This is a genomic window from Pseudomonas fragi (assembly GCF_002269505.1).
GTDB lineage: Bacteria > Pseudomonadota > Gammaproteobacteria > Pseudomonadales > Pseudomonadaceae > Aquipseudomonas > Aquipseudomonas fragi_D.
This window is the reverse complement of the sequence record NZ_NQKQ01000007.1, coordinates 167,258-180,144: the sequence shown is the minus strand read 5'-3', so window position 1 is coordinate 180,144 and position 12,887 is coordinate 167,258. Positions and strand designations below refer to the sequence as shown.

Below are 12,887 nucleotides of genomic sequence, written 5' to 3'. Positions count from 1 at the left end.
CTTATTTATCGTCAGGCGACGGCGCAACATTAGCGTTATCGGTACCCGTGCCCTGAACTTCTTCGCGCATGCGCTTGAGGCCCATATGCCGCACGTCCGTACCGCGCACCAGATAAATCACCAGTTCCGAGATATTGCGTGCATGGTCACCGATACGCTCCAGCGAACGCAGCACCCAGATGATGCTCAGCACGCGTGAGATCGAACGCGGGTCTTCCATCATGTAAGTGGCCAGTTCACGCAGCGCGGTCTTGTACTCGCGGTCGATGATTTTGTCGTACTGCGCCACCGACAGGGCCAGGTCGGCGTCGAAGCGGGCAAACGCATCCAGTGCATCACGCACCATGTTGCGTACCTGGTCGCCAATATGGCGCACTTCAACGTAGCCGCGCGGCGCCTCACCCTCTTCGCACAACTGGATGGCCCGACGGGCGATCTTGGTCGCTTCGTCACCGATGCGCTCCAGGTCGATTACCGACTTGGAGATGCTGATGATCAAACGCAAGTCAGACGCCGCAGGCTGACGACGGGCCAGAATGCGCAGGCATTCCTCGTCGATATTGCGTTCCATCTGATTGATCTGTTCATCGATCTCGCGCACCTGTTGCGCCAGCCCCGAGTCGGCCTCGATCAGTGCGGTAACCGCATCATTGACCTGCTTCTCGACCAGACCGCCCATCGCCAGCAGGTGGCTGCGCACGTCTTCGAGCTCCGCGTTGAACTGCGCGGAAATGTGATGGGTGAGGCCATCCTTTGAAATCATGGTTCTGCTCCGCAAAAGCTGTGAGCTGCGCGCTGTAAGCGGCCAGCCGAATTATCGTGACATCGAACGGGCAATGCCGCTCAGACTAGCCATAGCGCCCGGTGATGTAGTCTTCGGTCTGCTTTTTGGCCGGGTTGGTGAACAGCGTGTCAGTGTCGCCATATTCAACCATCTTGCCCATGTACATGAACGCCGTGTAATCCGATACACGAGCCGCCTGTTGCATGTTGTGGGTCACGATGACGATGGTGAACTTGGACTTGAGTTCGTAGATCAGCTCTTCGACTTTCAACGTCGAGATCGGATCGAGTGCCGAGCAAGGCTCATCGAGCAACAACACTTCGGGTTCTACCGCGATGGTACGGGCAATCACCAGACGCTGTTGCTGGCCACCGGACAAACCCAGTGCCGAGTCGTGCAGGCGGTCTTTGACTTCGTCCCACAACGCCGCGCCCTTGAGGGCCCACTCAACCGCCTCGTCGAGCACGCGCTTTTTGTTGATGCCCTGAATGCGCAGGCCGTAAACCACGTTTTCGTAGATGGTCTTGGGGAACGGGTTGGGCTTCTGGAACACCATGCCGACACGACGACGCAGCTCGGCCACGTCTTCGCCCTTGCGGTAAATGTTATTGCCGTACAGGTTGATCTCGCCTTCAACGCGGCAGCCGTCCACCAGGTCGTTCATGCGGTTGAAAGTGCGCAACAGCGTGGACTTGCCACAGCCCGACGGGCCGATAAATGCCGTTACCCGTTGTTTCGGGATATTCAGGCAGACGTCGTACAGGGCCTGTTTTTCACCGTAGTAAAGATTCAGGCCCGGTACTTCAATGGCGACTTCTTCATTGGCCAGGTTCAAGCTCTGTTTGGTGCGACCCAAGGCGGACATGTTGATGCCGTGGGCTGAGGATTCGTGCTGCATGGGTTGCTCCATACGCTAAAAATTCGTTTCGGTTTTTCAGTAACCGGGCTTCTTCTGTGGGGGCGGGCTTGCTCGCGATTCAGGCACCTCGGTTTCACGTTGAAACCTTACCGATACCATCGCGGGCAAGCCCGCTCCCACAGGTCATATGTCTATCAGCTATCCAGCGCCTTGTACTTCTCGCGCAGGTGGTTACGAATCCACACGGCCGACAGGTTCAGGGTCGCGATTACCAGTACCAGCAGCAGCGCTGTGGCGTATACCAGCGGGCGGGCAGCTTCAACGTTAGGGCTCTGGAAGCCGACGTCATAAATATGGAAGCCCAGGTGCATGATCTTCTGGTCAAGGTGCAGGTACGGATAGTTGCCGTCCAGCGGCAGCGACGGCGCCAGCTTGACCACGCCCACCAGCATCAGCGGTGCCACTTCACCCGCGGCACGGGCCACGGCGAGGATCATGCCGGTCATCATGGCCGGGCTGGCCATCGGCAACACGATTTTCCACAGGGTTTCCGATTTGGTTGCACCCAGCGCCAGCGAGCCTTCGCGCACTGTACGCGGGATCCGCGCCAGCCCTTCCTCAGTGGCCACAATCACCACCGGCACGGCCAACAGCGCCAGAGTCAGCGAAGCCCACATCAGGCCCGGCGTACCAAAGGTCGGCGCCGGCAAGGCTTCAGCGAAGAACAGACGATCCACAGAGCCGCCCAGCACATACACAAAGAAGCCCAGACCAAATACGCCGTACACAATGGCCGGTACACCCGCCAGGTTGTTCACCGCAATCCGGATAACCCGGGTCAGGGTGTTTTGCTTGGCATATTCACGCAGGTAAACCGCCGCCAGCACACCAAACGGCGTCACGATCACCGCCATGATCAAGGTCATCATCACCGTACCGAAAATAGCCGGGAAGATCCCGCCCTCGGTGTTGGCTTCGCGCGGATCCTGACTCAGGAACTCCCAGATATTGCTGAAGTACATCGCCAGTTTCTGCCAGCTGTTCATGGCGTTCGGCTGGTAGGCCTTGACCACTTTGCCGATGCCGATTTCCAGCTCTTTACCGTTGGCATCGCGGGCCGTGAGGCTGTCGCGGTTGAACTGTGCATGCAGCTCGCCCAGGCGGTCTTCAATGGCCTTGTAGCGTGCATTCAGCTCGGCGCGCTCGGCTTCCATGTCAGCCTGTGCCTGCGGCGTCAGCTTGCCTTCCAGCTCCAGCTTGCGACCGTGCAGGCGGATGCGCTCCAGACCGTAGTTGATCGCGCCGATGTCTTTCTTCTCAAGCTGGCTCAGTTGCGACGCCAGGTCATTGACCCGCTTGACCCGCGCTTGCAGCTCCGGCCAGGCCGCGGCGCCTTCCGCCACCACCTTGCCGTTTTCTTTCACGTTAACCAGGTAGCCGTAGAAGTTGCCCCACTCGCGACGCTCAATGGCCATCAACTCGGGCGGCGTGCTCTGGTTGGTCAGCCACTCGCCGACCACCCAGGTAAAGTCATTGCCATTCAGGTCACGGTTGCCAACCTTGATCAGCTCACGGGTCATGAACTCCGGGCCTTGTTCCGGCACCGGCAGGCCCGCACTTTTCAGACGCTCGCGGGGCACTTCTTCCTTTTGCACCACTTCGCCGATCACCAGGTGATTGGCATCACCCGGCACGTTGTATTCGGCGTGGATCAGATCGGCAGGCCAGAAGTGACCCAGGCCACGCACGGCGATCACCGACAGCAGGCCGATGGTCATGATGACGGCGATGGACACTGCGCCACCGCTGATCCAGACGCCTGGAGCGCCGCTCTTGAACCAGCCTTTGAGGGAGTTCTGTTTCACAGACTTCTACCTTCCTTAAAGCGACGAATATTTCTTGCGCAGACGCTGACGAATCAGTTCGGCAAGAGTGTTCATGATGAAGGTGAACAACAGCAGCACCAGCGCCGAGAGGAACAGCACGCGGTAATGACTGCCGCCCACTTCCGACTCCGGCATTTCCACCGCCACGTTCGCCGCCAGGGTACGCAGGCCTTCGAACAGGTTCATTTCCATGACCGGGGTGTTACCGGTGGCCATCAACACAATCATCGTTTCGCCGACCGCACGGCCCATACCGATCATCAGTGCCGAGAAGATCCCCGGGCTGGCGGTCAGGATGACCACGCGAGTCATGGTTTGCCACGGCGTGGCACCCAGCGCCAGCGAACCCAGGGTCAGGCCGCGAGGCACGCTGAACACGGCGTCTTCAGCAATCGAGTAGATATTGGGGATAACCGCAAAACCCATTGCCAGGCCCACTACCAGTGCGTTGCGCTGGTCGTAGGTAATGCCCAGGTCGTGGGAGATCCACATGCGCATGTCACCGCCAAAGAACCAGGCTTCCATATACGGGCTCATGTACAGCGACAACCAGCCCACAAACAGCAGCACCGGAATCAGGATTATGCTTTCCCAACCATCCGGTACTCGCAGGCGGATGGACTCGGGCAGACGGCTCCAGGTGAAACCGGCAACCAAAATACCAATCGGCATCAACATCAACAGGCTGAAGATCCCCGGCAGATGCCCCTCGACATACGGTGCCAGGAACAGACCGGCAAAGAAGCCCAGAATCACCGTTGGCATTGCTTCCATCAGCTCGATCACCGGCTTGACCTTGCGGCGCAGGCTCGGAGCCATGAAGTATGCGGTGTAAATCGCGGCAGCTACGGCCAGTGGCGCAGCCAGCAACATCGCATAGAACGCAGCTTTCAAGGTACCGAAGGTCAATGGCGCCAGGCTCATTTTCGGTTCGAAGTCAGTGTTGGCAGCGGTTGATTGCCAGACGTATTTAGGCTCGTCGTAGTTCTCGTACCAAACCTTGCTCCACAGCGCGCTCCAGGACACTTCCGGGTGCGGGTTTTTCAGGGTCAGTGGCAGCAGCTTGCCGCCCTCTTCCACGATGATGCGGTTGGCACGCGGCGACAACGCCATGATGCCCGGACCTTCGGCCACTTTCTCGACCAGCAGGGTGCGATGCGCGGTGCTGTGGAACACACCGATCTCACCGGCCGCATCCAGGGCCAGGAAGCCCTTGCGACGTTGCTCGGCGGTGATTTCTACAATCGGCGAGGTGCCCATCTGGAAGCTGCGGATATGCTTGAAGCGCTGCTCGCCATCCGGATCGCGGGCCATGAACCACTGGCTCAAGCCACCCTTGGAGTCGCCAAATATCAGCGAGATACCGCCCACCAGCTGGGTGCTGGCGGTGATCTCGGTCGTAGCGTCATCAACCAGCTTGTAGCGGCCGTTGAGGCTCTTGTCGCGCAGGCTGAATACATCGGCCTGGGCGCGATCGTTGATCACATACAGCCATTGCTGACGCGGGTCGATATACAGCGCTTTGACCTGTTTGGTCATCTGCGGCAGGTCGATGCGGGTCTCGGTGTTGGTGACCTCGTCGGTCATCATGTTTTCTTCACGGGCCAACGACAGCACATTCAGTTGCGCGCCTGAGGAGCCGGCCAGCACCAGCGTTGAATCGTTGACGCTGAGGTTGACGTGATCCAGCGCGCCGCCCTGCGGGTCGAGCACGATCGGCGTTTCACCATACGGGTATTCAATCGCCGGGGTGATGGTCTTCTTGCCATCCGGGTAGCTGACTTTATAGCTGTGACGGAACACCAGCGCCTGACCGTTGGACAGACCCAGTACCACCACCGGATTACCCGGCTGGTCTTCGCCCAGCGAAGTCACTTGTGTGCCGGCTGGCAGCGGCAGGTTGACCCGCGACAACTCTTCGCCGTTCTTCGCGTTGAAGAACAACACCATGCCCTTATCGGAAACCCGCATGCCGACCTGGTTCTGCTCCTCAACGGAGATCATCAGCGGCTTGCCGGCGTCCTGCATCCACACTGGCGTAATCGCCTGTTTAGCGTTCAGGTCGGCGCCCTGGAACAACGGATAAACCACATAGCCTAGGAAGAAGAAGATCAGGGTGATTGCGCCGAGCACGGCAAGCCCGCCGATAAATACATACCAGCGGGTCAGGTGATCTTTGAGCGCACGGATGCGGCGCTTGCGTTGCAGTTCAGGCGTATTGAAATCAATGCGCTTGGGAGCGGATGTCGTAGTCATTGGGGAATTGGCCAGATCATTCATGCGCACACCCTAGCGGTCCTGTATGACAGAAAGATGACAAAGCAGTGACGCAAAAAATCCGCCGCCCGACGGTGCTGGCAGCGGAATGGAAAATTTGGTGAAGCGGCTGTAGTCGCTGCCGCAGGCTGCGAAGGGTTGCGCAGCAACCCGTTAATCTGAATGCTGCGCGATCCTTTTCGCAGCCTTCGTCAGCAACTACACAGTCATTACTGCTTGGCGACGTCAGCAGCACCTTCTTTCAGACCCAGGTCAGCCAATGCTTTGGCAGCGACCTTGGCTGGCAGCGGGATGTAGCCATCCTTCACGACCACTTCCTGACCTTGCTTGGACAGCACCAGCTTGATGAACTCGGCTTCCAGCGGGTTCAGCGGCTTGTTCGGCGCCTTGTTCACGTACACGTAGAGGAAACGCGACAGCGGGTATTTGCCGTTCAATGCGTTTTCTTCGGTGTCTTCGATGAATTCGGTGCTGCCTTTTTTAGCCAAAGGCACGGTTTTTACGCTGGCGGTTTTGTAACCGATGCCCGAGTAACCGACGCCATTCAGCGAGCTGCTGATCGACTGCACAACCGAGGCCGAGCCAGGTTGTTCGTTCACGTTAGGCTTGTAATCGCCTTTGCACAGGGCTTCTTCCTTGAAGTAGCCGTAAGTGCCGGATACCGAGTTACGACCGAACAGTTGAACCGGCTTGTTGGCCAGGTCACCGGTCACACCCAGGTCGCCCCAGGTTTTAACGTCGGCTTTGGCGCCGCACAGACGCGTCGAGGAGAAGATCGCATCAACCTGTTCCATGGTCAGGTGCTTGATCGGGTTGTCCTTGTGCACGAACACGGCCAGGGCATCCACGGCTACCGGGATAGCGGTAGGCTTGTAGCCGTACTTCTGCTCGAAGGCAGCCAGTTCGTTGTCTTTCATTTTGCGGCTCATCGGGCCCAGGTTAGCGGTGCCTTCAGTAATCGCAGGCGGCGCAGTCGAAGAACCGGCAGCTTGAATCTGGATGTTTACGTTTGGATATTCTTTTTTGTACGCCTCAGCCCACAAGGTCATCAGGTTCGCCAGGGTGTCAGAACCAACGCTGGACAGGTTGCCCGACACACCAGTGGTCTTCACGTAGGGCTGAATAGCCGGGTCAACACCAGCGGCAACCGCATTGGCAGTTGCAACGCCTGCGGCGACAAAAGTCAGGGCCGCCATCACACGCTTCAGTTTCATGCCTTACTCCTAGCAAACGGGGTTAGATGAATCGGGGGCCAGTATCTTCAGGCCATGTGACTACTCTATGAACCGATTGTGACAATTAGATGAAAGGCCATCATTCGTTACAAATGATGGCCTTCGGGGGAGAGGCGAATGAGGTGTTGCAGCGGGTCAGGTCTGGATCAGCGACCCTTTTTCCACAGATAAGCGCCGACCACCAGGCCCATCGTGCAAATGATTGCCACGTAATACGCCGGGCCCATCGGGCTTTCCTTGAGCAACAGGGTCACGGCCATTGGGGTCAGGCCGCCAAAAATGGCGTAGGCCAGGTTGTAGGAAAACGACAGACCGCTGAAACGCACCACGGGCGGGAAGGCTTTGACCATCACATAAGGGACGGCGCCGATGGTGCCGACAAACAAACCGCTCAAGGCGTACAGCGGGAACAGCCAGTCCGGATGCTGCAGCAGGCTGTGGTAGAAGGTCCACGATGTAATCAGCAGTCCGGCACAACCCACCACAAACACCTTGCCCGCACCAAAGCGGTCGGCCAGGGCGCCCGAGGCGATGCAGCCCAGACTCAAAAAGACGATCGCCAGGCTGTTGGCCTGCAACGAGGTGGTCGCTGAAAAACCATAAATGGTTTGCAGCACCGTGGGCGTCATCAGAATGACCACGATGATCCCGGCAGACAGCAACCAGGTCAGCAGCATGGAGACCACAATCGCCCCGCGATGGTCGCGCAGCACGGTCTTGAGCGGGACTTCCGCAGCCAGTGCCTTGCGCAGCTGCAACTCGGCAAATACCGGTGTCTCGTGCAACCAGCGACGCAGGTACACCGAGAACAGGCCGAACACACCTCCCATCAGGAACGGAATCCGCCAGGCAAAGTCAGACACTTCAGCCGGTGTATAGATCGTGTTGATCGCCGTAGCCATCAACGAACCCAGCAAGATGCCCGCCGTCAGCCCGCAAGTCAGAGTGCCGCAGGCGTAGCCCACATGCCGTGGCGGCACATGCTCGGCCACGAACACCCAGGCACCGGGCACTTCACCGCCAATGGCTGCGCCTTGGATCACGCGCATCAGCAGCAACAGAATCGGTGCCCACATGCCAATCTGCGCATAGGTTGGCAGCAAGCCCATGATCAAGGTCGGTACGGCCATCATGAAGATGCTCAGGGTGAACATCTTTTTTCGCCCCAGCAGATCGCCGAAGTGCGCCATGACAATGCCGCCCAGGGGACGCGCCAGATAACCCGCGGCAAAAATGCCGAAGGTTTGCATCAGGCGTAGCCACTCGGGCATGTCTGCCGGGAAGAACAGTTTCCCGACCACGGTGGCGAAAAACACAAAAATAATGAAATCGTAAAACTCCAGCGCACCACCCAAGGCAGACAGCGACAAGGTTTTATAGTCATTACGGGTTAACGGCCGCGAAGGCGGTGCAGCACTGGAAGGCTCTGTGATCATGGGGTATTGCTTCTCTTATTAGGCGCGGCAAAAAGCTGCAACTTCGCCGGCAAGGGCTGGGCAGGTTTTGAAAGATAACAAATTGTTTGCAAAAGCACAGAGCTAGACGTGCAGCGCACCCAAAAAGCAGAATCAGGAGGTCGTCGACCAGGCTGTCCCCCGATATACTCTCGCTGTAAGAAACACTTGGTAACTTCTGAGGTTACTGTGCGAAAACGCCCGCTGGACACTTCAGCCGATTTCGCAGAGTTTTTCCTTGGTGCGGCTTATGAAGAACGTGACGAACGTAGTATGTTCGGGCTGAATCGTTTTTCTAAAGACGCTTTTTCACCCGCAGTACTTATGATGAATCACGGGTCAGAGGCCCTTAGGCATGCTAGAGCTCGAACAAGAAGATCCAATCCCGCAAGGCGACCTGGCCTTGCAAATCACCGCCCTGCCGCGCGAGACCAATGGTTTCGGCGATATTTTTGGCGGCTGGCTGGTTTCCCAGATGGACCTGGCCGGTACCGCAATGGCCAGCAAGGTTGCTGGTGGCCGTGTAGCTACTGTCGCTATTGATCGTATGGCGTTTCTGGTACCGGTGGCAGTGGGCGCACAATTGTCGTTCTACACCCAGGCACTTGAGATTGGCCGCAGCTCAATCCAGATGATGGTTGAAGTGTGGAGTGACGATCCGTTGTCCAGCGAATGGCGCAAAGTGACCGAAGCGGTCTTTGTGTTTGTCGCCATCGATGGCAGCGGCCGCACCCGCTCCGTTCCGCCACGTCGTTAAACCTATAAATAGAGAGCCTGCCATGCACCACATTGAGTCAGTCACCCTGGATGAACTGGAGTGCTGGCACTTCCAGCATGGCCAGGCACAACTGCTGGTCGCCAAACAAGGCGCGCAGGTTCTCAGTTATCAGGTGGGTGATGAGCCGCCGATCATCTGGCTTAACGAAAAAGCCCAATTCAAGCAAGGCCACGGCATCCGCACCGGCGTGCCGGTGTGCTGGCCCTGGTTTGGTAACCTGGCACTGAACCCGCAAAGCGTGCAGGCAATGCGCCACAGCGATGAGCCCGCCACGGCCCACGGACTGGTGCGTACACGCGAATGGGAAATGCTGGAGATCGATGACGCCGGTGAAGCGCTGCATATTGAGCTGGGGTTGCCCCACATCGAAGGCGGCCTTCCCGGCTGGCCCCACGACGTGGCGCTGACCCTGAGCATCCGCCTCGACACCCAGCTGCATATCAGCCTCACCAGCCATAACCGCAGTGATATCCCGGTCAGTATCAGCCAGGCCCTGCACAGCTATTTCGCGGTCAGCGACGTGCGCAAGGTTGAGGTCAAAGGGGTCGACGGCCTGACCTACATCGACACCCTCGAAGGCTGGAATCGTGTTGAGCAAGCGGGGGATTTGACCTTCAGCGGCGAAACCGACCGTATCTACCTCGATACGCCGCAGCAGTTGAGCATTGTCGACCCGGACTGGTCGCGCACGCTCGAGCTGACCAGCCACGGCTCACGCTCGGCGGTCATCTGGAATCCATGGATCGACAAGACCGCCGCTCTCGACGATATGGCTGCAGACGGCTGGCAACGCATGCTGTGCATCGAAACCGCCAATGTGATGGATGACATCATCACCCTGGCGCCGGGCGCCAGCCATACGCTGGGTGTGAGTATTGGCAGTGAGCGCTTGCGGGGATAAGGCCGGCCCTCACCCTAGCCCTCTCCCGGAGGGAGAGGGGACTGACTGGGGGATAATCATGATTCGCGCCACCCCATAAATCGGCTCCCTCTCCCTCTGGGAGAGGGTTGGGGTGAGGGTTTTGGCATAGCAAAACGCTTACAAATCTTCCTCAACCACTACCCGCACCTTACTCGCATCCAGCGCATAGGCCGCATCGGCCAGGTCATTGCTGACCTTCTCAACCTTCAGCGTACCCATCACCCACAGCGGCGTGTAGATGTCATCCAGCTTCAAGCCTTTTGGATAGCGCACCAACACCAACTGATTGGGCGGCGGAGGCGGTACATGAATGCAGGCACCCGGGTACGGCACCAGGAAAAACAGCGTGCTGCGACCCTTGGCGTCAGTTTCCAGAGGCACGGGGTAGCCACCCAAACGGATATTCTTGCCATTCATGCTGGCCACAGTCTTGCTGGAGTACATCACCGCAGGCAGGCCCTTGCTCTGCTTCAAACCACCCTTGTCGGTAAACGTACCATTGGCCTCGGGCGAGTCATGGTCAATTTCGGGCATTTGCTCAAGGGCTATTTGATCCGACTTGGGCATCAGTTCAAGCCAGTCGGTTTCGGGCAGTTCTGCCGCGTGTGCCAGGCCTGAGCCCAACAAAAGAAAAGTCAGTAGAAGACGGCGCATGCAAGGCTCGATAAAAGAAGGATTGAACGCGCGCAGTTTAGCCCTCTCTGCGGCTGGCGCAGAGAGAGCCAACGCGTTAAATCAGGACTTTTTCGAGACCATGCCGTAGATGATCAGCAGGATTACAGCCCCCACTACCGCTCCGATAAAGCCGGCACCCTCGCCCGCCTTGTAGATACCCAGCGCCTGGCCACCATACGTCGCCGCCAGCGAGCCGCCAATACCCAGCAAGATGGTCATGATCCAGCCCATGCTGTCGTCACCCGGTTTCAGGAAACGAGCCAGCAGGCCAACGATCAAGCCGATAAAAATGGTTCCGATGATGCCCATGGACGCTTCCTCAAAATTAAATGGCGTAACAACCAAAGCCTAGTCAGCACTTTGGCATCACGCCATCAGAGAGCAGCGACAACCCAATGGTTCCGTGCAAAGCGATTTACGCTTCGTCGATCAGGGCTTCAACCTTGAGGATTTGCGCTTGCAGCGTCGCCATGTCTGCGCAGCGCAGGTTGGCGTGACCGACTTTACGACCGACCTTGAAAGCCTTGCCGTAGTGATGCAGATGGCAGTCGGCAATCGCGATTACCTTCTCAACCGGCGGCACGCTGCCGATGAAGTTGAGCATGGCGCTTTCACCCACCTTGGCCGTCGAACCCAGCGGCAGGCCGGCAATAGCCCGCAAGTGGTTTTCGAACTGGCTGCACTCGGCGCCTTCGGTCGTCCAGTGCCCGGAATTGTGCACTCGCGGGGCAATTTCGTTGGCCTTGAGGCCACCGTCGACTTCAAAGAACTCGAATGCCATCACGCCAACATAATCCAGCTGTTTGAGCACACGGCTGGAGTAGTCTTCAGCCAGAGCTTGCAGCGGGTGATCGGTACTGGCAACCGACAGCTTGAGAATGCCGCTGTCGTGCGTGTTGTGTACTAAAGGGTAGAACTTCGTTTCGCCATCACGGCCGCGAACGGCGATCAGCGACACTTCGCCGGTGAACGGTACAAACCCTTCCAGCAAGCACGATACACTGCCCAATTCAGCAAACGTATCCACTACATCAGCAGCGGTGCGCAGCACTTTCTGGCCCTTGCCGTCATAGCCCAGGGTGCGGGTCTTGAGCACGGCAGGCAGGCCAATGGTGGCCACTGCTGCGTCCAGATCAGCCTGGGACTGGATGTCGGCAAATGCCGGCGTCGGAATGCCCAGGTCCTTGAACATGCTCTTCTCGAACCAGCGATCGCGCGCAATGCGCAGCGCTTCTGCGCTCGGGTACACAGGGACAAATTGCGACAGGAAAGCCACGGTTTCAGCCGGAACGCTCTCGAACTCGAAAGTCACCAGGTCGACTTCGTCAGCCAACTGGCGCAAATGATCCGGGTCGCTGTAGTCCGCACGCAGGTGTTCACCCAGCGAGGCGGCACAGGCATCGGGTGCCGGGTCCAGGAAAGCAAAGTTCATCCCCAGCGGAGTGCCCGCCAGGGCCAGCATGCGACCCAATTGGCCGCCACCGATTACACCGATTTTCATCGTCAGAAACCTCAGGCTACGCGCGGGTCTGGATTGTCCAGCACGCTGTCTGTCTGTTCAGCACGGAATGCTTTCAAAACGGTATGGAACTGCGGGTGCTTGGCGCCCAGGATGCTCGCTGACAGCAGGGCCGCGTTGATCGCGCCCGCTTTGCCGATGGCCAGGGTGGCAACCGGGATGCCAGCAGGCATCTGCACGATCGACAGCAGCGAGTCGACGCCCGACAGCATGGCCGACTGCACCGGTACACCGAGTACTGGCAAATGGGTTTTAGCTGCACACATGCCTGGCAGGTGGGCTGCGCCACCGGCACCAGCGATGATGACCTCGATTCCGCGGCCTTCGGCCTCTTCGGCATACTGGAACAGCAGATCCGGAGTGCGGTGGGCAGAGACCACTTTCACTTCGTAAGGAATGCCGAGTTTTTCCAGCATATCGGCGGTGTGGCTGAGGGTGGACCAATCGGACTTGGAGCCCATGATCACGCCTACCAGTGCACTCATCGTCGCGCCTCTT

Annotated in this window: 12 protein-coding genes; 2 read left to right on the top strand and 10 right to left on the bottom strand. The window is 58.3% G+C overall.

Annotation, left to right across the window (positions count from 1 at the left end; translation table 11 throughout):
- Position 1: 1 nt before the first annotated feature.
- From phoU to CJU81_RS08945, 6 genes are all read right to left on the bottom strand, one after another.
- Complete coding sequence (gene phoU, locus CJU81_RS08970) at positions 2 to 763, bottom strand: phosphate signaling complex protein PhoU (RefSeq protein WP_095036298.1); 762 nt, start codon at positions 761 to 763, stop codon at positions 2 to 4.
- A gap of 85 nt (positions 764 to 848) precedes the next feature.
- Positions 849 to 1,682 (bottom strand): phosphate ABC transporter ATP-binding protein PstB, encoded by an 834-nt coding sequence (gene pstB, locus CJU81_RS08965; protein WP_095036297.1) that lies wholly within the window; start codon positions 1,680 to 1,682, stop codon positions 849 to 851.
- Between the two features lie 155 nt (positions 1,683 to 1,837).
- Entirely contained in the window at positions 1,838 to 3,508 is a 1,671-nt protein-coding gene (gene pstA, locus CJU81_RS08960; RefSeq protein WP_095036296.1) for a phosphate ABC transporter permease PstA, read from the bottom strand.
- A 15-nt stretch (positions 3,509 to 3,523) separates the two neighbouring features.
- Positions 3,524 to 5,809, bottom strand: coding sequence for an ABC transporter permease subunit (locus tag CJU81_RS08955; RefSeq protein WP_095036295.1), 2,286 nt, complete (start codon positions 5,807 to 5,809; stop codon positions 3,524 to 3,526).
- Between the two features lie 206 nt (positions 5,810 to 6,015).
- The gene (locus CJU81_RS08950; RefSeq protein WP_095036294.1) at positions 6,016 to 7,020 is read right to left on the bottom strand and encodes a phosphate ABC transporter substrate-binding protein PstS; all 1,005 of its coding nucleotides are present in this window, start codon (positions 7,018 to 7,020) and stop codon (positions 6,016 to 6,018) included.
- A 167-nt stretch (positions 7,021 to 7,187) separates the two neighbouring features.
- Positions 7,188 to 8,477, bottom strand: a complete 1,290-nt coding sequence (locus CJU81_RS08945) for an MFS transporter (protein ID WP_095027821.1) — start codon at positions 8,475 to 8,477, stop codon at positions 7,188 to 7,190.
- A 373-nt stretch (positions 8,478 to 8,850) separates the two neighbouring features.
- On the opposite strand from CJU81_RS08945, the gene CJU81_RS08940 reads away from it, so the two are divergent.
- Both CJU81_RS08940 and CJU81_RS08935 read left to right on the top strand, forming a co-directional pair.
- Positions 8,851 to 9,252 (top strand): acyl-CoA thioesterase, encoded by a 402-nt coding sequence (locus tag CJU81_RS08940; protein WP_003438129.1) that lies wholly within the window; start codon positions 8,851 to 8,853, stop codon positions 9,250 to 9,252.
- Between the two features lie 22 nt (positions 9,253 to 9,274).
- The gene (locus tag CJU81_RS08935) at positions 9,275 to 10,174 is read left to right on the top strand and encodes a D-hexose-6-phosphate mutarotase (protein ID WP_095036293.1); all 900 of its coding nucleotides are present in this window, start codon (positions 9,275 to 9,277) and stop codon (positions 10,172 to 10,174) included.
- Positions 10,175 to 10,312: 138 nt separating this feature from the next.
- On the opposite strand, the gene CJU81_RS08930 is transcribed toward CJU81_RS08935, so the two are convergent.
- The 4 genes from CJU81_RS08930 to purE form a co-directional block, all read right to left on the bottom strand.
- Positions 10,313 to 10,849: a DUF3299 domain-containing protein gene (locus tag CJU81_RS08930; protein ID WP_095036292.1), complete on the bottom strand. Its 537-nt coding sequence runs from the start codon at positions 10,847 to 10,849 to the stop codon at positions 10,313 to 10,315.
- An 81-nt stretch (positions 10,850 to 10,930) separates the two neighbouring features.
- Positions 10,931 to 11,179, bottom strand: a complete 249-nt coding sequence (locus CJU81_RS08925) for a GlsB/YeaQ/YmgE family stress response membrane protein (protein WP_088378553.1) — start codon at positions 11,177 to 11,179, stop codon at positions 10,931 to 10,933.
- Positions 11,180 to 11,285: 106 nt separating this feature from the next.
- A complete protein-coding gene (locus CJU81_RS08920) occupies positions 11,286 to 12,371 on the bottom strand; it encodes a 5-(carboxyamino)imidazole ribonucleotide synthase (protein ID WP_095036291.1) in 1,086 nt (361 codons plus the stop codon).
- Positions 12,372 to 12,382: 11 nt separating this feature from the next.
- Complete coding sequence (gene purE / locus CJU81_RS08915) at positions 12,383 to 12,874, bottom strand: 5-(carboxyamino)imidazole ribonucleotide mutase (protein WP_016782937.1); 492 nt, start codon at positions 12,872 to 12,874, stop codon at positions 12,383 to 12,385.
- Positions 12,875 to 12,887 lie beyond the last annotated feature (13 nt).